Source organism: Ruegeria sp. HKCCD4884, assembly GCF_013110855.1.
GTDB lineage: Bacteria > Pseudomonadota > Alphaproteobacteria > Rhodobacterales > Rhodobacteraceae > Ruegeria.
In genome coordinates this window covers 314322-337605 of the sequence record NZ_WVRJ01000002.1, presented here as the reverse complement: position 1 = coordinate 337605, position 23284 = coordinate 314322, and the positions used below count along the sequence as shown (strand labels likewise).

Here is a 23284-nt window from a genome sequence, read left to right as displayed (position 1 = left end):
GCACGGACCGAAAACGTCGGAGCAAGACTATGGCGATGCTGAGCTTTGAAAAGAAGTACCGAGTCCGGGGAGGGACGCTGATCGGTGGCGACCTGTTCGATTTCTGGTTCGGTCCTTTCTATGTTGGCTTCTTTGGCGTCACGACGGTGTTCTTCGCCGCGCTTGGCACGATCCTGATCTTTTGGGGTGCGGCGATGCAAGGCACGTTCAACCCCTGGCTTATCAACATTGCCCCGCCAGACCTCAGCTATGGTCTGGGGATGGCCCCGTTAATGGAAGGCGGGCTGTGGCAGATCATAACTTTCTGTGCAGTGGGCGCCTTTGTCAGTTGGGCGCTGCGCGAGGTTGAAATCTGCCGTAAGCTGGGGATGGGGTATCATGTGCCCTTCGCCTTCAGTTTTGCCATTCTGGCTTATGTCACGCTGGTTGTGTTCCGCCCGCTGCTGATGGGCGCGTGGGGGCATGGGTTTCCATATGGCATCTTCAGCCACCTCGATTGGGTGTCAAATACCGGCTACGCCTATCTTCATTTCCACTACAACCCGGCTCATATGCTGGCCGTGACTCTGTTCTTCACCACCACTTTTGCCCTTGCCCTACACGGTGCGCTGATCCTTTCCGCGGCCAACCCGGAAAAAGGGGAAGAGATGAAAACGCCCGATCATGAAGACACATTCTTCCGCGATTTTATCGGGTACTCGATCGGGACGCTGGGCATTCACCGTCTCGGATTTTTGTTGGCCATCAACGCAGTCTTCTTCTCTGCCGTGTGCATCATCATCTCGGGGCCCGTATGGACGAAGGGCTGGCCCGAATGGTGGAACTGGTGGCTTGAACTGCCGATCTGGCCCTCGCAGGCGGGGATGTGATCCATGATTGAGTATCAGAACATTTTTTCCCAAGTTCAGGTCCAGGGCGAGCCTGAATGGGGCATGGATGACAACCGTCGGATGGGCCGTGAGCGTATCGGCAAGCCGTTCTTCTCGAAACTCGTGGGCTGGCTTGGTAACGCGCAACTTGGGCCAATTTACCTGGGCACCTTCGGTGTTGTCAGCATTGCGACGGGCATCCTATGGCTCAATATCATCGGTCTGAATATGCTGGCGCAGGTCAACTGGTCTATTTCAGAGTTTCTGCGCCAAGGCTTCTGGTTGGCGCTTGAGCCGCCCAGCCCGGAGTATGGTCTTACAATCCCGCCGTTGAGTGACGGCGGCTGGTATATCATCGCCAGTTTTTTCTTGCTGGTCTCGGTCTTGTCCTGGTGGTTGCGCACCTACGCGCTGGCGGCGGAACACAAGATGGGCAAGCATGTGGCCTGGGCCTTTGCCTCAGCCATCTGGCTGTTCTTAGTGCTGGGTCTTTTCCGTCCAATCCTGATGGGGTCGTGGTCCGAAGCGGTGCCTTATGGCATCTTTCCTCACCTGGATTGGACAACTGCGTTCTCGATCCGCTACGGCAACCTGTATTATAATCCGTTCCACTGTCTCTCGATTGTATTCCTCTATGGCTCCGTCCTGCTTTTTGCCATGCATGGAGCAACAATTCTGGCAGTCACGCGATTTGGCGGCGACCGCGAGTTGGAGCAGATCGTGGATCGCGGTACCGCCTCGGAACGTGCGGCGCTGTTTTGGCGCTGGACGATGGGATTCAATGCCACGATGGAGGGTATCCACCGCTGGGCCTGGTGGTTTGCGGTGCTTACCCCGATCACCGGTGGAATTGGCATCCTGCTGACCGGCACGGTGGTCGACAACTGGTTCATCTGGGCACAGGAACACAACTTCGCCCCCGCCTATGACGGGTCGTTTGGGTACGAAGCCTTTGGCACCTACGAAGGCATCATAGGGCAGGAGAACTGAGATGCTTCCCAAGTGGTTCGATAAGTGGAACAGAGAAAACCCGACGGATGTCTTTGGTCCTGCTATTTTGATTGGCGCATTGGGCGGCGCTATCTTCATCGCTGCGATGCTGGTGGCTTTTGGCCAGCCCTTTGCCACCAAAAGCATCCAGACCGGCCCGCGCGGAACCGGCATGTCGGTGACAGAATTCATCAAGGATGCCGAACGTCCCGATCCAACAATCGAGGAATACCTGACCGAAGAACCCTATCCCCCGCAGCCTGGCGACGTTCTGGCCCGGGATATCTACGAAAACGTGCAGGTGCTTGGTGATCTGACTGAGGACAACTTTAATCGCCTGATGACGGCGATGACCTTCTGGGTCTCGCCCGAGCAAGGCTGCGCTTACTGCCATGGCGATGGGGATCTGGAAACCTATGGCGAGGATAATCTCTACACCAAACTGGTTTCCCGGCGCATGATCGAGATGACCCAGAACATCAATGAAAACTGGGATGGGCATGTGAACGCCAACAAAGAGGTCGGCGTGAACTGTTATACCTGTCACCGAGGTCAGAACGTACCCAGCGACATCTGGTTCCGCATCACTCCAGTCGTCGATGCGATGACGGGATGGGGTGCGGTACAGAACCGTGCGACGGTGCAAAGCCAGTCAACATCGCTGCCATCAGATGCACTGGAAACCTACCTTCTGGACTACGGAATCATCGGTGTTCATGATTTGGAATCCCGCGTTGCCGGTTCGCCCGCAGACGAAGGCTTCCGGTCCATTCAGGACACCGAACGCACCTATTCACTGATGAACTACATCGACAACTCCTTGGGAGTGAATTGCGTGTTCTGCCACAACAGCCGCGCCTTCTACGACACGGCCGAGGTCACCCCGCAATGGGCCACCGCCAGCCTTGGCATCGCAATGGTGCAGGAGTTGAACAACGATTACCTGGTGCCGCTGGGCGAGCTTTACCCGGAAGAGCGACTGGGGCCGATCCATCAGGACGCGCCCAAAGCGGCGTGCCGGACCTGCCACAAGGGCTATCAGCAGCCCTTGCAAGGCATGAACATGATCGCGGATTGGCCGGAACTGACGACGTCAGAGGTGCCAGAGTACGAATAGGGCCAGCCGTCTCCCCATGACCGGCTGACGCCCTTACGCAGCACGGACCTGGTGGCTTCCCCGGTCCGCGCATGGGGCACAAAATGCCTCGCAACTGTTCTGTGGCGACAGAACATCTGGCTGGTGATCTGCACGGACGTGCGTTCGGTACCGTGCAGATCGCCGGTCGACTGACCGGAGTAAGGCTATGACACACCCAGATACACCGCTGTTGGACCGCGTTGCCGGGCCAGCTGATCTGCGGATGCTCAGCGATGAAGAGCTTGCACTGATCGCCGATGAATTGCGGGATGAAGTGATCGACATTGTTTCGGAAACCGGCGGGCATCTGGGGTCTTCGCTGGGCGTGGTTGAACTGACTGTTGCATTGCATGCTGTGTTTAATACGCCAATGGACAAGCTGATCTGGGATGTGGGCCACCAGTGTTATCCGCATAAGGTTTTGACCGGGCGGCGCGACAGGATGCGGACCTTGCGCCAAAAGGATGGGCTAAGCGGTTTTACCAAACGCTCAGAGTCCGTGTTTGATCCATTCGGAGCAGCGCATAGTTCTACTTCGATCAGCGCAGCGTTAGGGTTCACGATTGGTCGCGATATGGGCATGCCAACAGGGGATGCGATTGCGGTGATTGGAGATGGCTCGATCAGTGCCGGTATGGCTTATGAAGCGCTGAACAACGCGGGTTGTGAAGGGCGGCGGTTATTCGTGATCCTGAATGACAACGAGATGAGCATCGCTCCGCCAGTCGGTGCAATGTCGACCTATCTGTCGCGGCTCTATGCCTCGGAGCCGCTGGCTCGGATGCAATCCCTGTCCGAAGGGTTCGAGGCCGCCATGCCTCCACCAGTGCGTGCCGGAATGCGCCGGGCGCGACAGCTGGTGTCGGGGCTGCCGGGCGCAGGTACGCTGTTCGAGGAATTGGGTTTCGACTATATCGGTCCCATCGATGGGCATGACATGGACCAGCTCTTGCCCGTGTTGCGCGCCGCGAGGACGCGCGCGACCGGGCCGGTCCTTATCCACTGTGTGACCGTCAAAGGCAAAGGCTATGCCCCAGCCGAGAATAGCGCAGATAAGTATCATGGCGTGTCCAAGTTCGATGTCTCAACAGGGGCAATGAACAAAGCTAAGGCCAACGCGCCCAGTTATACCTCGGTGTTTGGCGACACCCTGACAGACGTGGCCAGCCGAGATCCGTCTATCGTTGCGGTGACCGCTGCAATGCCGGCCGGGACCGGGGTCAAAACGATGGCTGAACGGTTCCCTGGTCGTGTATTCGATGTCGGCATCGCCGAACAACACGCCGTCACTTTTGCGGCCGGGATGGCGGCCAGTGGTCTAAAGCCCGTCTGCGCCATTTATTCGACCTTCCTACAGCGCGGGTATGACCAAGTAGTACATGACGTTGCTTTACAGGGGTTGCCGGTCCGCTTTGCGATTGACCGCGCGGGCCTTGTCGGGGCTGACGGTGCGACCCATGCAGGGGCTTTCGATTTGACCTATCTGTGTAGCCTACCTGGATTCGTGGTCATGGCCCCGTCGGATGAGGCTGAGCTGCGCCACATGATTGCAACTTCGCTGTCCCATGATGATGGGCCGTCGGCTGTTCGCTTCCCGCGTGGAGCAGGGGTGGGCGTAGAGCTTCCCGAACGCGGAGAGATCCTTCCCATTGGCAAAGGGCGGATCGTTCGCGAAGGCGAGGACGTGGCCATACTCTCACTGGGCGCACATCTTGCCGAGTGTATGGCGGCGGCAGATATGCTGGCTGATGAAGGGCACCAACCAACGATTGCAGATGCAAGATTCGCCAAGCCAATCGACACCGAGCTATTGGCTGAACTGGCGGCCCGCCACAGTGCTATCGTCACGGTGGAACAGGGCGCGCAGGGCGGGTTCAGCGCTCATGTCCTGTCACATCTGGCGAATTCGGGCGCTTTGGATCGGGGCCTGAAGATGCGTACGGCCACGCTGCCCGATAGGTTTATCGAGCAGGCCGCGCCGAGTGAGATGTATGAAGATGCGGGAATGACCGCGCGGGATATCGCAGATGTTGTCCGCGGGCTTTACGCTCGCGAGACAAAGGTCATCTCTTTCCCTGCTGCCCGTTAGGTCTGAGGGCCGACCGAGTTCAGATAGGCCCAGATGTTGGCGGCCTCATCTTCTTTGCGCAGTTTAAAAGTCATTTTTCCACGCGCGCTGGTGTCGTCGAGGTATTCCTTCAGGAATTTGGACGGATCAGCCACATAAGCGGTAAAGTCTGCCTCTTCCCAGACCAGACCGGCTTCTCCTGCCGCGACCATCGAGTCCGAGTAGTTGAAGCCTTCATACGTTCCGGCAGTCCGACCCACGACACCATACAGGTTGGGCCCGGTCTTGCCGCCTTTTACAATTTCTTCGCCAGCGTCATCGACAATGACATGGCAGGCTTTGCATTTATTGAAATTCTTTGCGCCTTTCTCAGCGTCCCCCTCGGCAAAAACGGGGCCCGCGAAAACAGCCAGTGCTGCGCCGGCAGACAGGATTCTTTTCATCTGTATTTCCTCCTCCGAAGTTCTTTTAAGTTAGAGCATCAGTCTCAAAGTCAATTTTGCACACAATGAGATCAGGCAACCGCGTGCGCCAAAGCACACTGCTTCCAAAGTACCATCAACGCCTCGACCAGGCGGTCGATATCGTCATCGCTGTGCAAGGGCGACGGTGTAAACCGCAACCGCTCAGTTCCTTTCGGGACGGTCGGATAGTTGATCGGTTGCACGTAGATGCCGTAGTCGCGCATCAGGATATCGGACAGCATCCGGCATTTGACCGGGTCCTTGATCATCACCGGGATAATGTGGCTGGGGTTGTCCATATGCGGGATGCCATAGGCGTTGAGCTTGTCGCGCAGACGCTTCACTTGGCGCCGCTGGGCCAAACGTTCAGCACTACTGGTTTTCAGATGCCGAATGCTGGTTGTCGCCGCCGCCGCAACCGCCGGCGGCAGGGCGGTCGTGAAGATAAACCCGCTTGAGAAGCTGCGCAGGAAATCACACAGCGCCTCGGACCCGGTGACATAGCCGCCGACACAGCCGTAGGCCTTGCCCAACGTGCCTTCGATCAGGGTGATGCGATCTGCCAGCCCTTCGCGTTCGCTGATGCCGCCGCCGCGCGGACCGTATAGGCCGACGGCGTGGACCTCGTCCAAATAGGTCAGTGCGCCGTGCTTCTCGGACACCTCGACGATTTCTTTCATCGGGCAGATATCGCCATCCATCGAATAAACGGATTCAAAGGCCACGATCTTGGTGCTGTTGACAGGGAGGGCCGCCAGCTTGCGATCGAGGTCTTCGGGATCGTTGTGCTTCCAGATGACTTTCTTGGTCCGCGAATGGCGGATACCTTCGATCATCGAGGCGTGGTTCAGTTCATCACTCAGGATCACCGCATCCGGCAGGCGGCTGCCCAGGGTCGACAGCGACGCCCAGTTTGACACATAGCCCGAGGTGAAAACCAGAGCAGCCTCTTTGCCATGCAGGTCGGCCAGTTCCGCCTCAAGCCGAACGTGATGGTGGTTGGTGCCCGAGATATTGCGCGTACCGCCAGCACCGACGCCGCAGCTGTCGATGACGTCTTTCATCACCTCGCGTACTTTCGGGTTCTGACCCATGCCAAGATAATCGTTGGAACACCAGACAGTGACCTTGTCAGGGCTGTCTTCTACGTGGGATTTCGCGGTCGGGAACGCGCCGCAGAGCCGTTCAAGCTCGGCAAAGATCCGGTAATTGCCTTCCTTTTTCAGCTGATCCAGCTGCGCGTTGAACATCTTGTCAAATTCCATGACGTCCCTCCCTTTCGGTATTCATGGTGAGCGGTTTCGGGTCCGGCAGCATCCAGCGCCACAGCTTGGCGTCGGGCAGCGGCAGAACCAGCAACCAGTGTTCCAGTAAGGCCAGCGCAGTGAGGCTGGCCAACAAGATTTGCGTTGTCTTGATCGGGTCAGTCGCGGCATGTCCGGCGCGCGCCATGAACAGGGCGACGGCGACGGACAGCAGCGATACGGAAATGGGAAAAAACCAGTTCATCCGGGCGATGCGGAAGTGGCTGGGCAAGTGCGCCAGGTGGTCGGGCAGAAACTCGGTATTGAACTTCGGCACGCCGAAAAACAGGTTCAGCTTGGCCGAGATGCGGGCGGAGAAAAGGATGCCGAAGCACCAAGCGCCGACAGTGTTGGGCTGGTTCCAACTGATCAGCGCCAGCACGATAGTTATCAGGACCAATAGCATCTCGTGATAAGCAATGGTGCCCCAGGCGCGGATAAAACGCTCCCATAATGGCGCGTCGGTGGGGCATGGATAGGCGTTTGGGCCGGTGATCATACCGCATAGGAAGGCCAACTCGATCCAGCCCCAAATCGCCAGAGCGCTTGTGAAACCCAGATAGATCGAGCCGGTACTGCCATCGCCCAGCGACAGCCAGAACCCGGCCAGCCCTGCGATGAGTACGGGCAAGGAGCACAGCGCAGTGCGGTTGCGTCCGCCCGCGCTACGGCGGACAACCCACAGGATCGCCCCGGTGGAGAACCACCAGAGGAAAAGCGCAATAGGCGCGGCGATCCAGGGGGCGAGGGTCATCAGTAGCAGGGCTCCAATCTTGTTTGAGCCGGAACTTGATGCTTTTTCGCAGGGATGAAATACAGCGCGGCAAAGGCGCGACCAGCGCGGAGCGAACCCCAAAGCTGAGCGACCTTACCCGCGATGCCACCGCGTTCCTTCGCCTTGGCAATGTCTGCGTTGGCCCGATACAGCGCACGGCAGTTCTTGAGCCAGCGTGGATCGTCGATATCCAGCGTGATCGGGAAGATCTGCTTGCTGAGCTCGCTGGTCTTCTCGAACACCGCGTGGGCATACCAATCCGGATCGACGCCCAATGCCTCATGGAAGGCGGGCCGCTGATGGTCGCGCACGAACATGGTCGCGTAGACGGCGGTCAGGAAGAACTTGATCCACAGCACATTGACGCCCGAGGTCAGCTTTGGGTCGGTCTTCATCAGCAAAGCAAACGCCTCGCCATGGCTGAACTCGTCATTGCACCACTCTTCGAACCACTTGAAGATCGGGTGGAACCGATGTTCGGGGTTGGCCTGAAGATGCCGGAAGATAGTTATGTAGCGGGCGTAGCCGATCTTTTCCGACAGGTAAGTGGCGTAGTAGATGAATTTGGGCCGGAAGTAGGTGTATTTCTTCTTCTGGGTCAGGAAGCCCAGATTCACCCGTAGCCCGGCCTCGCGCAGCGCATCGTTGATGAAACCCGCATGGCGCGCCTCATCCCGAGCCATCAGTTGGAACAGCTGGGTGATGTCCTTGTTGTTCCCACGCCGCTTCATCTCTTTGTACAGCACACAACCCGAGAATTCGGCGGTGCAGGACGAGATCAGGAAGTCGATGAACTCTTTCTTCAACTGCGGCTCCATTCCGCCCCAGTCGATCTGGTCCCAATCCTCGTTCTTCTTGAAATGCCCCTTGTTGGGGTCCGAGAGCATCTGGGCGATCAGCCCGTCCCAGTCCTCGCGCACCGAGGAGACATCAATGGCATCCAGCTCATCAAAGTCAGTAGTATAAAAGCGTGGAGTCAGCAGGGTGTTCTGCATCGCCGTCTCGGTCGCCATTTCGTCGTTATAGATCGCGTCCTGTTCGGCTGCGATGGCCAGGCCCTCTTCGACCGTGGTGGCGTCGGCGGTGTGTTTGGATTGCATGTTCATAGCGTGACCTCCTCAGAGAAGGAGAATTCGCACAGCTCCATCACTTCGAAATCGCCCGTAAGGCGGGTCCAGAGACGTTCGAGCAGGCTGGCGCGTATGATCGTCGCTTCGCGCTGTTCGATGACGATCTCACCGAACGGGGCCATGATTTCTGGGCCTTTCACCTGCACTTCGTCGCCGGGATAGATCACGGCACCGTTGTCGAACCTTACATGGGCGTGCAGGCTCTCGAATTTGTGGCTCACCTCGACTGTGCAGGGCGCGCGTTCAAAGTCTTTTGTCAAAAGTCCCATGTTGGCTTCCTTTCAAGGTTGGTCCAGAAGTCTGGCGAAACGACTGGCATTATCAGCGCCAAATCCCATGAGGTCGGCGCTCCATCCCGTTGCGGGATCGGTAATATCGAGACGGCCGTTGGCGCGGCGCGTTACGATGACGGGGGTGTGTGCAGGCAGATCGGCCTGCGCGCGATTGCGGTCGATGACCCGGGCAACACCGGCGACAAAGCCGCCCTGGGTGGCGTCCAGCCGGGCAATGACTGCACCTTCGGGCGACAGCACGCTGACGGCACCGCTGACGCCATCGCTGATCAGGATCATCGCACGCTCATGCGTAATTTCGGCCGCCGGAGGCGTCGCCGAAAGTGGCACATCGGCGATGCGGGCATAGGTGACGATGGCCAGAACAGCACAAACCAACAGCCCCATGGCCCGAAGCAGCGTGCGCGGGATCAACTCGCGGTCTTGGCTATGGGATTGGGTATCGGTCATGCCGTTCTCCTATTCCGCCGCGATTGGGTTCATGGTGCGCTCGACGCGCGGGATGCTGACCTGCGCCTCGGCGGCATCTGCGAAGATGCGCGCGACGTTTTCCGCATCTGGGATGCAGCGCAGGGCAGGCTGGGTGTTGAAACGCCACGGCCGCACATGGGGCCAGCAGAGCAGATAGCTGAACCGCGTCGGACCTTGCAGTGTCAGGGCAATTGTCCCGGTGCCATCCTTGCGCAAATCCAGATCGGCGCTGGCGATTTTCGAGTATGGCAGGTTCAGCGTGATGGTCAGCGCGGCCCCGATCCGCATGGCGACGCGACGGTTGGTCAGCGTGTACATCGTGCACCGGGCCTGAATGACCGAAAACAGGACGAGAAGCGCGCAGGTTACGGCCCCAAGGATCACGAAGGGCAGCGACGCGGCAAAGGCCAGATCCAATGGCATCAGGTCCACCACCGACACAAAGCGCCAGAGCGTCAGGACCGCAAAATAGCCCGCAATCCACAAGACACTGACAGAGGATTTCGCAAGCGCCCACCAGTGCGGGCGACCCTGCCAAAGGATCACCTCACCCTCGGGCGGGCGTTCCGGCAGGCCCGGCACCGGTTCGACTGCGAAATCGTCATGTGACATGCGGGTGGCTCCTGTCCTTAGATCTGCGGCTCTTGTCGGGCTTCGCTGGCGTAAAGCGTGCCGCCGGCGTAGTAGGCGCTGATTTTCTCTTCCTCGAGCAGGGTGACCTGATCGGGGTTCGCGATCTGCGGCACGTCCTTGACATGCTCGGCAAAGATCGAGCGGACCTTGACCCGGTTTGACCAGATGCGCGCCATGGTCAAAGGCACCAGCCGGGTGCCGCCGCCATGTTCCGCGTCCAGTTCGTATTCGAGATAGCGGACCAGTTGCTCAGGTACGTCGACCCACATATCGGTGACGGTGCCGACGGCCTGATTGTCGCCGGTCACAACGGGTTTGCCGCGCGGGTCTCGGCCTGCGGCGTGCGAGAATGCCTCAAGTTTGCGCATTGGCTGCAGTTTGAGGTGTCCATGGCCGTCCAGTTCCGGAATATCGCGTCGCGGAGCCCAGGCGGCGGGCCCCACACCGTCGACCATCGGGTTGCCGGTGGGCTCGAACGGATACCCTCCAGCGGCGTTTGTGCGTTCCAGTGCCAGATCATCGCGATCACCGCGTTGGCCGCTGGGAACAGTCAACTCTCCGCGTCCGTGGGGCAGTTTGAAGGTCTTGTCATCCGGGACCGGGAACAGACCCTGATTGGGCGCTTCCTCACCGTCGTCATCGACCAGAGGAAAGCCCTCGCGCATGTTTTCCCGTTGGATGTAGAAGATCAGAAGGGCGAAAAAGACCCAGAAAAGCCAGATCGACAGGCTGGCGAGGTCGAATTCTCCGAAAAAGGTCTGGGTCATGCCGTGATCCTTTCATTCAGTGTTTTGCGCATCATGCCGGGAACTCCGGCAGACCGGTTGGGCCAGTCGCCCGACGTTTGCGCGTCGCCAGCGGCCCAAGCACGATGAGTGTGATGAAAAGCAAAGCGATTTCAGTGTGGTAGACGACGGAATAACCCGTCGCGTTCGAATTCAGTGCGGTGCCGAGGTTGCCCTGCAGCGCTTGTATGTTGACGATGTCACGCAGTGCGCCGCCAAGGGCGATAGCAAGCCCCGAGGCGGTTGCTTGCGCAGCACCCCATGCCCCCAAGGCCAAGCCACGCCCGGCAAAGCCCTGTTCTGGCAGGGACATGGTTGAGATCAGAGTGCAAACGGCGAAGATACCCCCGCCAAAGCCGATCAGCCCGGCGCCGGTGAAGAACAACAGCGGGGCCTGCATCGGGGCCGAGAAGATCACGGCGCTGAACGCGGCGATCCCGACCAGGATGCCACCGCAGGAGAGGCGGATCGGATCGCGACCCAGCCCGAGGAGGCGCGCGGACAGCCCATACCCTGCGAGTGCTCCGGTGGCCCACATGGCCGTCAGAACGGTCGTGGACGAGACCGAAAGGCCAAGAATTTCACCGCCATAAGGCTCAAGCAGCACGTCCTGCATGTTGAAAGCCATGGTGCCCAGGAAGACGACCGCCAGCAGGCGCCCAGCTTGACCTCCGCTTAGCAGATCGGACCAGGCATCGCTGAACCGGGGGCGAGGCGCTGCACGTTCTTCGGCGCTCATGGGGCGGACTTTTTCCTGCCGCCAGAGGGCGATCAGGTTCAGTACCATGCCAACCACTGCCGCGCCCTGAACCACGCGGATCAGGCGCAGGTCTGAGAAATCGCGCAGCAGCCAGCCAACGATCAGGGCCGAAGCCCCCATGCCAATCAGGAACATCACGTAAAGCAGGGCGACGACCTTGGGCCGCGTCTCGGGTGTGGCCCGGTCACAGGCCAATGCCAGCCCGGCGGTTTGGGTCATGTGGATGCCCAAACCCGCCATCAGGAAAGAAATCGCCGCCAGCGCCTCACCGGCGTAGGGGACATGCAGCGTGGAATGGCCGCCCAACACCAGCAGTGCGAACGGCATCACAGCCAGCCCGCCCATCTGCCAGATCGAGCCGAACCACAGGTACGGGATGCGTTTCCATCCTATCGCGCTGCGATGGGTGTCACTGCGGAAGCCCAGAAGAGCGCGGAAGGGTGCAATCAGGACCGGCAGGGCGATCATGATCGCAACGACCGTAGCGGCCACGCCCAACTCGACAATCATCACACGGTTCAGCGTGCCCAGCAACATGACCGAGGCCATCCCGACCGACACTTGGAATAGCGACAGCCGCAGCAACTGGCCCATCGGCAGGTCCGCACTGGCGGCATCTGCGAAGGGCAGGAACTCGGCCGGTATCCGGGTGAAGGGCGAGGGGCGCTGGCTCATAAAGCAACCTCCAGCGCGTGAGAGATGTAAAAGCCGCAATTAACGCGACCCAGATCGCGGACCGTTCCGGCATCATCGAGCCTACGGGTCAGCACCTTGGTGTTGTGGGGCACCATAGTTGGCGAGCGGTCATTTTTTGGAAAAACCTTGCCTGCGTACCACATGGCGGCCAGCAGAGGCGTGCGCGGAGCCACGGTAAACCGGACGTTTGCGCCGTGACCTGCGAAGCGATCCACCGCGTCACGGATATGGTCGGCGTCATAGTAGATCAGGCTGTCCATGGCGAAGACTTGATCAAACGGGCCATTGGGCTCATGCAGCATGTCGCCCGCGTGGAAATCGACTTGGTCCTGCAGCGCCGCGGGCAAGCGCGCTCGGGCGATGTCGATCAGGGCAGGGGAAATGTCGATGGCCACCACCTCGGCCCCACGTGCAGCAAGGATTTCGGTCAATTGGCCAGTGCCACAGCCCGCATCCAGAACACGACGTCCGGTCAGATCTGCGGGCAACCCCTCCAACAGGCGGTTGCGCATCTGATCGCGGCCTTCGCGCACAGTCTGGCGGATCTTTGAAACAGGCGCATCGCTGGTCAGCCGCTCCCACGTGCGGGTGGCGGTACGGTCGAAATAGGTTTCGACCCGAGCGCGTGTGGCTTCATAGGTCATCAGTCAAACCCCAACAGCTCAAAGATTTCCCGGTCTGGCAGAGGTTCAGGCGCCAATGCCTCAGTCCCGTTCCAAAGCGTCTCAGCCAGCCGGACATATTCAGCACGGCAGCGGACGATGTCCTCGTCATCATCCATCTCGAACAGGGTTTTCTTCTTCAGGCGCGAACGGCGGATGGCGTCGACATCGGGCATATGCGCGATCCGCTTGAAGCCGACCTGATCGCAGAAGCGGTCCACCTCATCCGTGTCGCGGCTGCGATTGGCGACGCACCCGGCCAGACGGACTTTGTAATTGGCGGATTTTGCCTGAACAGCAGCGATGATCCGGTTCATCGCATAGATCGAGTCAAAGTCGTTCGCAGTGACAATCACCGCCCGGTCGGCATGTTGAAGCGGCGCAGCGAACCCGCCGCAGACCACGTCGCCCAACACGTCAAAGATCACCACATCGGTGTCGTCCAGCATGTGATGCTGCTTCAGCAGCTTCACGGTCTGCCCAACCACGTACCCGCCGCACCCTGTGCCTGCCGGAGGACCACCGGCCTCGACACATTGCACGCCGCCCCAGCCTTCGAATACGAAATCCTCTGGGCGCAGCTCTTCGGGGTGGAAATCGACCTCTTTCAGAATGTCGATCACGGTCGGCACCAGGGACCCGGTCAGGGTAAAGGTGCTGTCATGTTTCGGGTCGCAACCGATCTGCAGCACCCTTTTGCCCAAAGTCGAGAACGCGGCTGACAGGTTCGAACTTGTGGTGGATTTCCCGATCCCGCCCTTGCCGTAGACCGAGAAAACCTTGGCCCCTTCTATCCGCGCAGTCGGGTCCTGATGCACTTGAACCGAGCCTTCACCATCAAGGCCAGTCAGGTTTGGAGGGTTTTTGTCCAATGGGCTCATGATGTGTTCCTCATTCCGCGGCAATCCCTTCCATCCGGTCTTCCAGCGCGTCTGCCGCGCGTTGCAGCGCGTCGAGGGTTTCCGCATCGGGTTGCCAATAGGCGCGATCGCTGGCCTCGAGCAGGCGGTTGGCCATGCGGCTGGAGGCGACCGGGTTCAGATCGGCCAGCCGGTTGCGCATGTCTTCATCCAGCACGAAAGTTTCCGAGATGCGCTGATACACCCAAGGTTCCACCTGACCGGTGGTGGCCGACCAGCCCAGTGTGTTGGTCACATGCGCCTCGATCTGGCGAACGCCCTCGGCGCCGTGCTTCAATAATCCTTCGTAGAATTTCGGGTTCAGCGAGCGGGACCGTGTCTCCAGCGCCACTTGATCGGCCAAGGTGCGCACTTTGCCATCGCCCCGTGTCTGATCGCTGATATAGACCGCTACATCCGAACCCCGTGCCCGGCGCACGGCGCGGGAAATACCGCCCAGAGTATCGAAATAGTGGTCAACGGTGGTGACGCCTAACTCGACGGATTCGAGGTTCTGATACGCAACCTCGACGTCTTTCATCGTTTGTTGCAGCAGATCGGTGTTCTTGTGCGCTTTGCCCTTGGTGTCATAGGCGAAACCCTTGCGGGCCTCGTAAGCGTCGGCCAATTCGTCCTCGTCCACGAAGGCCAGACTGTCGACCAGTTGATTGACGTTCGAGCCATAGGCCCCTTCGGCATTCGAGAAGACGCGGAGGGCGGCCTCTTCCAAGGACACATTCATGCGCTCGGCATAGGCAAGTGAATGCGCGCGGATGAAGTTCTGATCCAGTGGTTCATCGGCTTGCGCGGCCTTCAACGCGGCCTCGGCCAGCAAGCGGGTTTGCAGGGGCAGCAGGTCGCGGAAAATACCCGAAAGGGTCATCACCACGTCGATCCGTGGACGGCCCAGCTCCGACAACGGGATCAGGTCAGCACCGGACAAACGGCCAAAGCTGTCGAACCGGGGTTGCGTACCCATGAGGGCCAAAGCCTGCCCGATCGGGCCGCCATCGGATTTGATGTTATCGCTGCCCCACAGCACTAAAGCTACGCTGCGCGGCAGGGTGTTATGGGTTTTGAGCAGCAGTTCCGCCTGTTTCGCACCGTCTTGGCAGGCATAGGCTGTGGGCATCCGGAACGGATCGAAGGCATGGATGTTACGACCTGTGGGTAGAATATCGGGGTTGCGCAGCAGATCGCCGCCGGGAACAGGCGATGTGAACCGACCCTCCAGCGCTCGCAGCAGGGCGGGGAGTTCGGTCTCTCGGGACAGCGCTGCGTCCATTTCGGCGCGACCTGTCGTGTCCAGATCGAGCAGGTCCAGATAGTCTGAGCGCTCGTGCTCAGCCATCGGTTGGCCGACCACATGCAGACCTTCCGGGATCAACGCGCCTTCGGTATCCAGCAGGGTATGCCACAGGGCCGCTGGGTCTTGTCCGTCCAGATCCACGGCCTCGGCCTGATCCGCAATCAGCGTTTCAAGATCCGCGCGGTCGGGTGCATTCGGGGGCAGGGCGCGCCAGCGGCTGAGGCTGTCTTTCAGTTCAGCCAATCCTTTGTACAGCCCCGCGCAGGAAAGCGGCGGAGTCAGGTGGCTGACGGTCACCGCGCCAGACCGGCGCTTGGCCAGAGTGGCCTCGGACGGGTTGTTTGCGGCGTAGAGGTAGATGTTCGGCAGGTCTCCGATGAGGCGATCTGGCCAGTCCGCGCCGCTGAGACCAGTTTGTTTACCCGGCATGAATTCCAACGCGCCGTGCATACCGAAGTGCAGTACGGCATCCGCACCGAAGCTGTTGCGGAGCCATAGGTAGAACTGAGCAAAGGCGTGGGTCGGGGCAAAGCCGTGTTCGAACAGCAGGCGCATTGGGTCGCCCTCGTATCCGAAGCCCGGTTGCAGACCGACGAAGATATTGCCGAACTGACGCCCCAGAACAAAAACGTCGCGCCCATCCGTCTGAACCCGACCGGGGGCGGGTCCCCAACTTGCCTCAATCTCATCCAGCCATGGCGTATCGCGCACGATGTCATCGGCGCTGATCTTGGCAGCGACGTTGGCCTCTTGCCCGTAAATCTCGGCGCTGCCGCCCAACACAGCTTCGCGCAGGTCTTCGACCGTTTCGGGCGGCTCGAGATCATAGCCATCGGCCTTCAACGCCCGCATCGTGTTCAGCAGAGACGCGAAGACATCCAGATGTGCGGCGGTTCCAGCGGCCCCGGCATTGGGTGGGAAGCCGAAGAGAACAATTGCCAGCTTGCGCTCGGCCGCGCGGGATTTGCGCAGAGCAGCTAACCGAGCCATACGGGCGGCCAAAACCTCAATCCGCTCGGGGCAGGGGGCCATGGCTTTGCTGGTGATGATTTTGCAGTTCAGAGAACAGCCAGTGCAGCCATTTGGCCCGTGGCGCCCGGCGAAAACGGTGGGAACGGTTGCGCCATCCAACTCGGGCAGGGCGATCAGCATAGTGGTTTCAATCGGCCCAAGCCCTTGCGGAGACGCGGCCCATTGATCCAGAGTTTGGAACTCAAGCGGGTGTGCCGATACGTAAGGAATATCAAGGTTTTCCAAAACCTTGATCGCGTTTTCATTATCATTGTAAGCCGGACCGCCCACAAGCGAGAAACCGGTCAGCGACAACAGAGCGTCAATCTTGCGAGCACCATCCTTTTGAAAGAACTGGTCGACGGCAGGCCGCGCATCCAACCCGCCTGCGAAGGCCGGGATCACCCGCAAGCCCTTGGCTTCAAGGGAACGGATAACCGCATCATAATGCGCGGTGTCAGAGCTGAGCACATAGGACCGCATCATCAGAACACCCACGGTCGCACGCGGTTTGCGAGGAGCAGGCAGGTCCTCCACATCAGTGGTGATACGCTGGGGCAAGTCCGGGTGATACAGACCCGCATCGGGATACTCGCGCGGGTCCGGAGCCTCCGTGTTCTGCCATTCCGGCCTGTCAGCGTAGCGGCTGATTAGGAAACGAACCATCGCCTCCATATTGTCGTCAGAACTGCCAAGCCAGTACTGCATGGTGATGAACCAAGCGCGCAAGTCCTGAGCCTTGCCGGGGATGAATTTCAGGATCTGCGGCAGGCGGCGCAGGATTTTCATCTTGCGCTGGCCGGTATCGGAGGATGGCTTGGACGAGCCCCGCAGCCTACGCAGCAGTTTCAGAGCGCCTGAGGTTGGCGCGGCCATATCCAGCGCGCCCATGCGGGTCAGCTTGACGATCTGCGCATCGGCAATGATGCCGATCATCGCGTCGCAACTGTCGCGCCGGGCCTGAAGCGCGGGCAGGATTGCGTTGATATGTTCTTCAAGGAACAGAAGATTGGCGATGACGAGATCGGCCTTGGCGACACCCTGTCGCGCGGCTTCAAGCGCAGTCGGGTCTTCGCCCCATTCCGCAGCGGCAAACACTTCAAGTTCCAAGCCGGGAAAATCGGATTGTAGTCGCGCCAGAACCCGATCACACGGACCGGCGGCGTGGCTGTCCAGCGTCACGATCGCGATGCGATAGGGCCGATATGTCTGGCTGTCATCGCGCATAGTGGGCCTTGGCCTCGTAAAGTGTTTCGACGGAGATTTCGGATTCGCCCCGCGCCTCGGCAAACGCTTCCGTATTGCGCCGCGCCTTGCCGCGCACGAAGAAGGGGACTTTGCGCAGCTCACGCTCGGCGTCATCCAGCCAGATGATATGGGCGCCGGTGGAATCCGCTATTTCTGCAACCTGCTTGGCTCCATGGGCATGATGCGAGGGGCCGGCGGCGTCGTTGAATTCGGGGTCTTCGCGGAACATGTGCAGCAGGTGTTCCTCCAGCCCCATGACCAGCGGATGTACCCAAGTGTCAAAGATCACGTTAGCGCCTTCGATACCCATTTGCGGCGAATAGCGGGCGGGGAAGTCCTGTACATGAACCGGAGCTGAGATGACGGCACAGGGAATGCCCAGACGCTTGCCGATGTGGCGTTCCATCTGCGTGCCGAGGATCAGTTCAGGCGCGAGGTCCGAAATCCGCGCCTCGACCTTAAGGTAATCATCAGTGATCAGCGCCTCGACACAGATCTCCTTGGCCAGTGCGCGGATCGGGCGGGCCATTTCGCGGTTGAAACAACCGATGCCGACGACTTCGAACCCCATTTCCTCGCGCGCGATACGAGTGGCGGCAGCGACATGGGTGCCATCGCCAAACAGGAAGACGCGCTTGCCAGTCAGATAGGTGCTGTCGACGCTGGCCGAGTACCACGGAAGGCGCAGCCGGTCGGTATCCAGGCTCGGTGCGCATCCGGCGAGCGCGGCTACTTCATTGACGAACTCCCTCGTCGCACCGACGCCGATGGGAATAATGCGTGTATAGGGTTGGCCGAGGTTCCGTTCCATCCAGCGACAGGCGCTTTCACCGGTTTCGGGATACATCAGCACGTTGAAATGTGCGGCCCCCAAGCGCGTAATGTCGGACGGTGTCGCGCCAAAAGGGGCAGTAACATTAACTTCGACGCCCATATCATTCAGTAGGGCTGTGATTTCGGTGATATCATCGCGATGTCGGAAACCCAGCGCGGTGGCACCGATCAGGTTGCATGACACGCGTTTCGTGCGTTCGGTCGGTTTGGCGAGGCAACGCACGATTTGTAGAAAGGTCTCATCCGCACCGAAGTTCTCTTTCCGCTGATAGCTGGGCAGTTCCAGCGGGATCACCGGAACGGGCAGTCCCAAGGCTTCGCCCAACCCGCCGGGATCGTCCTGGATCAACTCGGCGGTGCAGGAGGCGCCAACGATCATAGCCTGTGGCTGGAATCTGTCATACGCAGCCTGACAGGCGTCACGGAACAACTTGGCAGTGTCAGACCCCAAATCACGCGCCTGGAACGTCGTATAGGTCACCGGCGGGCGGTGATTGCGACGTTCGATCATGGTGAACAACAGATCGGCGTAGGTGTCGCCTTGCGGAGCGTGCAGAACATAATGCAGCCCGGTCATCGCCGTTGCGACGCGCATGGCCCCCACATGGGGCGGGCCTTCATATGTCCACACCGAAAGCTTCATTCTGCCGCCACCCCCAAAAGGCTGCGCCGACGCAGTGGGCGGGCAAACAGACCAGCCAGATCACCGGCTTGTTCGTAGAAATGGATGGGCGAGAAGACCAACTCGATGGCCCATTTGGTCGCCAGCCCTTCGGCTTCGAGCGGGTTGGCAAGTCCTAAGCCGCAAACCGTCAGATCGGGCTGCGCAGCGCGCACCCGGTCGAGTTGTTTTTCGACATCTTGGCCTTCGGACAGGGTTGGACCGTTTTGGATTTCAGCAAGGTCTTGGCCGACCAGATCGCGGTGCAGATAGGGTGTTCCGACCTCAACCAGTTCCATGCCGCATTCACGAGACAGGAAACGCGCCAGCGGAACCTCTAACTGACTGTCAGGCATCAGGAAAACGCGCTTCCCTCTGAGCGGTTCCGAGGCTTGCGCAATCGCCTTTTGTGCCCGCAGGCGCGCGGACTGCGTGACCGCGTCCACATGATCTGCCGAAATACCGAAGCGGGCAGCAACGGCATGCAGCCATGCAGTTGTACCCTGCTCACCCAAAGGGAACGGCGCGCGGATTGGTTGTGCGCCCCGGCGCACCAGAATGTCGTGGGTCTCACCCAGGAAGGGCTGCACAAAGGCCACCTGAGTATTCGGTCCAATCCCGAACTCTTGGTCGCTGGAGCGATTGGGGAGCAGCCGGACGTTCGACACACCGATCTTCGACAGCAGGTCCAGCATCTGATCCTGAACAACGTCCGGCAGACCCCCGGCGACGACCAGCTGCGCTGCGTCGCTGTTGGGCATCGCCGCAACCATCGCGGCCAGGCAACTGTCTTCGCCCTGCGTAAAAGTGGTCTCGATCCCCGAGCCGGTGAAGTTCAGCACCCGGATCTTTGGCGCATAGCGCGCGTTCAGCCGTTCAGCCGCTTTGGCAAGATCCAGCTTAATCACCTCGGACGGGCAAGAGCCAACAAGGAACAATCGGCGAATGTCAGCCCGTCTTGACAGTAAACGGTCAACTTCGCGGTCGATCTCTTGCTGCGCGTCGGCCATGCCGGCCAGATCAGTCTCTTCAAGAATCGCTGTGCCAAAGCGCGGCTCGGCGAAGATCATGACGCCGGCGGCGCTTTGCAGCAGATGCGCGCAGGTGCGCGAGCCGACCACCAGAAAGAAGGAATCCGGCATCATCCGGTGCAGCCAGATAATTGATGTCAGACCGCAGAAAACCTCGTGCTGGCCACGCTCACGCAGCAGCGGCGTCTGGGTGCAGCCCGTGGATATGGGAGCAGCGGTATTCATGCGCGGGCCTGCATCTGCAACCGCGCGCGGCGGAGCTTCCAAAGGAACTGCCCAGCGTTGATCACATACGCCAGATACGCGGCCAAGGTCAGCAGCATCAGTTGTGTCGGTGTTAGCCAACCTGTTGAAAGGGCGACCAAATACGCCGTGTGCAGGGCGATGACCAGAAAGCTGAAAACGTCTTCCCAGAAGAAGGCAGGGGCCAGCAGGTACTGCCCGAACACGACCTTTTCCCAGATCGCACCGGTGACCATAATTAGGTACAGAACGAGCGTTTTCAGGACAATCGAAACGGTGGCGATCGTGTATCCCTCACCGGTTGCAAGGTAGCGCAGCACCAACCCAAGCGAGACAAGAAACACCGCAAATTGCAGCGGTGCCAGGATGCCCTGAACGGTCGTCCAATATGTGCTGTCCCGGCGCGCCAGTTGGTCCGGTGTGTAAAGCTGGTGCGTTCCAGGCGTACTCATGGCTGGTCGCGCCATGGTGGCCTCCCTCCTGAACTTCTACACCAGCGTAGAGGGCTGGATTGGAAAGTGTCAATTAAAACTTACACTCTGGAAAAGTTGAAGAGAATCCACGACTTTCTGGATTTGCAACTTGGATACTGAATTATATTATTGAAATTAAATGATAATATAAAGTTCCGCGTTCATTCCGGATGGAGATATCCACAATATGTCTACTAAGTTTGACAAATCCGTCCACTTGAACCAGACTGATCCGAGGTCAGTTAACCACCCCAATAACGATTCCAGTCGCAGCCCTTTAGCAAGGATTGGATACTCCGATGCCACCTGTCGATCCATTTCAAGGCAATCGACCACTGGATCAAAACCAGCTTGAAGCGTTTGCGAAGCAGGTCTTGAGTTCCCTTGACTCGCAGTCACAGAACCCGTCGTTGCTGGATCTCAATAAGGTGACAGATTGGCTGTTTGCCGAGGTGATGTACGACGGAGACTTTTCTCAAGAAACGGCAATTGATTTCTTGAGGGAAACTGGTGTGTCATCGTCCGAGATTATTGACGTATGCATCCCTGAAGCCGCTCGTCGCGCTGGTCAGATGTGGGTGGATGATGAAGCGAGTTTCGCGACGGTAACATTTGCGTCTTCGCGTCTCTATGCACTGTGCAAGGCCTTGTCAGATAACTGGGACATGCGCCCGCGTCGTACTGGGCAGCCCACGATCCTTGTCGCTATAGCACCTGGTGAGCAGCACATGATCGGATCAGTCGTGATGACGTCGCAGTTGCGCCGCATGGGATGTTCCGTTCAGTTGATCGCCGGAGCCAAACAAAAGGAAGTGGTATCATGCATTCGGCGGGGGCGGTTTGATGCTGCGCTGATCTCCTGTGCTGGAACCCAGGCTCTTGACAATGCGGTACGTTTGATCACACGTATTCGGTCAGAAATAAACCGGCCGCCAAGGCTGGTTATTGGCGGGGCAATAGAGAAGCAGGTGAAGTTGACTTCAACAGGAACAGGCGCGGATATTACCACATCCAACTTCGAAGTTGCGCTTGCCGGACTGGCGAACGCCAAGGATCGTGCGGGTCCTCTCGCGGCTCAATGACATGACGTCGGGCAAGCCGAACCCTTGGCAGATCGCCGCACTGCCAATGATCGAACCAGAGTTCTTAGCAGGCGTTCTTTCTGAAGCGTCAGATATAGCATTGATCATAGATGCAGAGGGCGTGGTCATGGCCGCGTTGGTCAGCGAAAACGGTGCCCCTTACGGCGATCTGGATCATTGGGTTGGCAACAATCTGACAGACTATTTGACCGAGGAGTGCCTTCCCAAGCTGGACCGCATACTCAAGCAGACTGCCGAAAGCGCCAGTATTCAGCAGGTCGAATTGAACCATCGGGACAAAATGGCTTGGCAATATCCGGTTCGATATTCGATACATCCGGTCGGACACAGCGAGCCTGCCATCCTGATGCTTGGGCGTGATTTGCGACAAGTCGCTGAAACTCAACAGCAATTGGTTCAGGCCCAACTGGCGTTGGAGCAAGGCTATGAGGAGCGGCGTGAGTTTGACGCGCGCTACCGCATGCTGATGTCGGTCACGCGTGACGCTTTTGCGTTGGTGTCGGTCACAGATGGGCGTATTCGCGATTTGAACGATGCGGCCGCGCATCTGTTAGGGGCTGCTAAAGACCAGCTTCAGGGCCAGCCCTTTGCAAATGAATTCAAGGATCGCGGACGTTCCGAATTTGTTCAGAACATTTTGGCTCTGGCGCTTTCAGAGGTCGACGCTGAGGTGACCATTCAGGCCAAGCGTACGCGCAGTGACATAACGATAACGCCGATTAGTTTCCGGGCCGGCGGGGAGCGTTTGCTGATCTGTCGTCTGGAATCTGGCACAACGGAAGAACACGCCAGCGATCAGCTGTCGGACAATCTGGCTCGGCTGTTCCGGACGGGGACTGAGGCGATTGTTTTCACGGATAGCAAGGGTGTCATTCAGTCGGCAAATGAAGCATTTCTCAGGCTCGTCGATTTTGCCCATCACGTAGACGTGCGGGGAACCAGCCTGGCTGAATACATGTCGCGCGGTCAGATTGACCTGAATGTACTGCTTGATAATGCAATGAAATCAGGTCGCATGTCCGTATATGCGACCAAGTTTTGCAACGACGTGGGCGTTTGGACAGCTGCCGAGGTCTCGGTTTCCTATTTGAACAGCCGCTCTAATCCATCCGTCGCATTTGTGATCCGGGACGCAACGCGGTCCGAGGCGATGCGGGCGCCGGTCAACAATCGTCAGAATCTGGCGGGTGGGGACGTGGTTGATCTGGTGGGTTCGGCGCATCTCAAGGAAATCGTGTCCCAGACCACGGATGTGATCGAGCGCATGTGCATTGAGACGGCGATTGAGCTAACGGGCAATAACCGGGCTGCCGCTGCCGAAATGTTGGGCCTGTCGCGCCAAAGTCTATACGTCAAGTTGCACAAGCTGGGAATTCAGGAAAAACAAGACGGCGAATAGCGCGCGTTTTTCTTGCATCGACTCAAGTTGTCAAT

The 23284-nt window shown here is 59.0% G+C and carries 21 protein-coding genes; 6 read left to right on the top strand and 15 right to left on the bottom strand.

The window, feature by feature from the left end:
- Window positions 1–29 precede the first annotated feature (29 nt).
- The 4 genes from pufL (at window position 30) to dxs (ending at window position 5086) form a co-directional block, all read left to right on the top strand.
- Window positions 30–869, top strand: coding sequence for a photosynthetic reaction center subunit L (pufL, locus tag GS636_RS04065; RefSeq protein WP_171668534.1), 840 nt, complete (start codon window positions 30–32; stop codon window positions 867–869).
- 3 nt (window positions 870–872) lie between these two features.
- A complete protein-coding gene (gene pufM / locus GS636_RS04060; RefSeq protein WP_171668533.1) occupies window positions 873–1859 on the top strand; it encodes a photosynthetic reaction center subunit M in 987 nt (328 codons plus the stop codon).
- Window position 1860: 1 nt separating this feature from the next.
- A complete protein-coding gene (pufC, locus tag GS636_RS04055) occupies window positions 1861–2976 on the top strand; it encodes a photosynthetic reaction center cytochrome PufC (RefSeq protein WP_171668532.1) in 1116 nt (371 codons plus the stop codon).
- Between the two features lie 187 nt (window positions 2977–3163).
- On the top strand, window positions 3164–5086 hold the full coding sequence (gene dxs, locus GS636_RS04050; RefSeq protein WP_171668531.1) for a 1-deoxy-D-xylulose-5-phosphate synthase: 1923 nt from the start codon (window positions 3164–3166) through the stop codon (window positions 5084–5086).
- Here the strand turns inward: dxs and GS636_RS04045 are convergent.
- From GS636_RS04045 to bchF, 15 genes are all read right to left on the bottom strand, one after another.
- A complete protein-coding gene (locus GS636_RS04045; RefSeq protein ID WP_171668530.1) occupies window positions 5083–5508 on the bottom strand; it encodes a cytochrome c family protein in 426 nt (141 codons plus the stop codon). The genes dxs and GS636_RS04045 overlap by 4 nt on opposite strands.
- A gap of 71 nt (window positions 5509–5579) precedes the next feature.
- Window positions 5580–6794 carry a 5-aminolevulinate synthase gene (gene hemA / locus GS636_RS04040; protein WP_171668529.1) on the bottom strand — a complete coding sequence of 405 codons (1215 nt, stop codon included), beginning with the start codon at window positions 6792–6794 and terminating at the stop codon, window positions 5580–5582.
- Window positions 6784–7587 (bottom strand): putative photosynthetic complex assembly protein PuhE, encoded by an 804-nt coding sequence (puhE, locus tag GS636_RS04035; protein ID WP_171668528.1) that lies wholly within the window; start codon window positions 7585–7587, stop codon window positions 6784–6786. Before puhE ends, hemA begins: the two co-directional genes overlap by 11 nt.
- On the bottom strand, window positions 7587–8714 hold the full coding sequence (gene acsF / locus GS636_RS04030) for a magnesium-protoporphyrin IX monomethyl ester (oxidative) cyclase (protein WP_171668527.1): 1128 nt from the start codon (window positions 8712–8714) through the stop codon (window positions 7587–7589). Before acsF ends, puhE begins: the two co-directional genes overlap by 1 nt.
- Complete coding sequence (locus tag GS636_RS04025; RefSeq protein WP_171327865.1) at window positions 8711–9007, bottom strand: hypothetical protein; 297 nt, start codon at window positions 9005–9007, stop codon at window positions 8711–8713. Before GS636_RS04025 ends, acsF begins: the two co-directional genes overlap by 4 nt.
- Before the next feature lie 12 nt (window positions 9008–9019).
- Window positions 9020–9481 carry a photosynthetic complex assembly protein PuhC gene (gene puhC, locus GS636_RS04020; protein ID WP_171668526.1) on the bottom strand — a complete coding sequence of 154 codons (462 nt, stop codon included), beginning with the start codon at window positions 9479–9481 and terminating at the stop codon, window positions 9020–9022.
- Window positions 9482–9490: 9 nt separating this feature from the next.
- Window positions 9491–10114: a photosynthetic complex putative assembly protein PuhB gene (gene puhB, locus GS636_RS04015; RefSeq protein ID WP_171668525.1), complete on the bottom strand. Its 624-nt coding sequence runs from the start codon at window positions 10112–10114 to the stop codon at window positions 9491–9493.
- A 17-nt stretch (window positions 10115–10131) separates the two neighbouring features.
- Window positions 10132–10902, bottom strand: a complete 771-nt coding sequence (gene puhA / locus GS636_RS04010) for a photosynthetic reaction center subunit H (RefSeq protein WP_171668524.1) — start codon at window positions 10900–10902, stop codon at window positions 10132–10134.
- A 31-nt stretch (window positions 10903–10933) separates the two neighbouring features.
- On the bottom strand, window positions 10934–12355 hold the full coding sequence (locus tag GS636_RS04005) for a PucC family protein (protein ID WP_171668523.1): 1422 nt from the start codon (window positions 12353–12355) through the stop codon (window positions 10934–10936).
- The gene (gene bchM, locus GS636_RS04000) at window positions 12352–13020 is read right to left on the bottom strand and encodes a magnesium protoporphyrin IX methyltransferase (protein ID WP_171668522.1); all 669 of its coding nucleotides are present in this window, start codon (window positions 13018–13020) and stop codon (window positions 12352–12354) included. The genes GS636_RS04005 and bchM overlap by 4 nt, the downstream gene beginning before the upstream one ends.
- A complete protein-coding gene (bchL, locus tag GS636_RS03995; protein ID WP_171668521.1) occupies window positions 13020–13919 on the bottom strand; it encodes a ferredoxin:protochlorophyllide reductase (ATP-dependent) iron-sulfur ATP-binding protein in 900 nt (299 codons plus the stop codon). Before bchL ends, bchM begins: the two co-directional genes overlap by 1 nt.
- Window positions 13920–13929: 10 nt before the next feature.
- Window positions 13930–17484 carry a magnesium chelatase subunit H gene (locus tag GS636_RS03990; protein WP_171668520.1) on the bottom strand — a complete coding sequence of 1185 codons (3555 nt, stop codon included), beginning with the start codon at window positions 17482–17484 and terminating at the stop codon, window positions 13930–13932.
- Window positions 17474–18982, bottom strand: a complete 1509-nt coding sequence (bchB, locus tag GS636_RS03985; RefSeq protein ID WP_171668519.1) for a ferredoxin:protochlorophyllide reductase (ATP-dependent) subunit B — start codon at window positions 18980–18982, stop codon at window positions 17474–17476. The genes GS636_RS03990 and bchB overlap by 11 nt, the downstream gene beginning before the upstream one ends.
- The gene (locus GS636_RS03980; RefSeq protein WP_171668518.1) at window positions 18979–20256 is read right to left on the bottom strand and encodes a ferredoxin:protochlorophyllide reductase (ATP-dependent) subunit N; all 1278 of its coding nucleotides are present in this window, start codon (window positions 20254–20256) and stop codon (window positions 18979–18981) included. Before GS636_RS03980 ends, bchB begins: the two co-directional genes overlap by 4 nt.
- Window positions 20253–20741, bottom strand: a complete 489-nt coding sequence (gene bchF / locus GS636_RS03975) for a 2-vinyl bacteriochlorophyllide hydratase (protein ID WP_171668517.1) — start codon at window positions 20739–20741, stop codon at window positions 20253–20255. The genes GS636_RS03980 and bchF overlap by 4 nt, the downstream gene beginning before the upstream one ends.
- A gap of 305 nt (window positions 20742–21046) precedes the next feature.
- On the opposite strand from bchF, the gene GS636_RS03970 reads away from it, so the two are divergent.
- A complete protein-coding gene (locus tag GS636_RS03970) occupies window positions 21047–21829 on the top strand; it encodes a B12-binding domain-containing protein (RefSeq protein ID WP_171668516.1) in 783 nt (260 codons plus the stop codon).
- Between the two features lies 1 nt (window position 21830).
- Window positions 21831–23249, top strand: a complete 1419-nt coding sequence (gene ppsR / locus GS636_RS03965) for a transcriptional regulator PpsR (RefSeq protein WP_171668515.1) — start codon at window positions 21831–21833, stop codon at window positions 23247–23249.
- The last annotated feature ends 35 nt before the right edge of the window (window positions 23250–23284 follow it).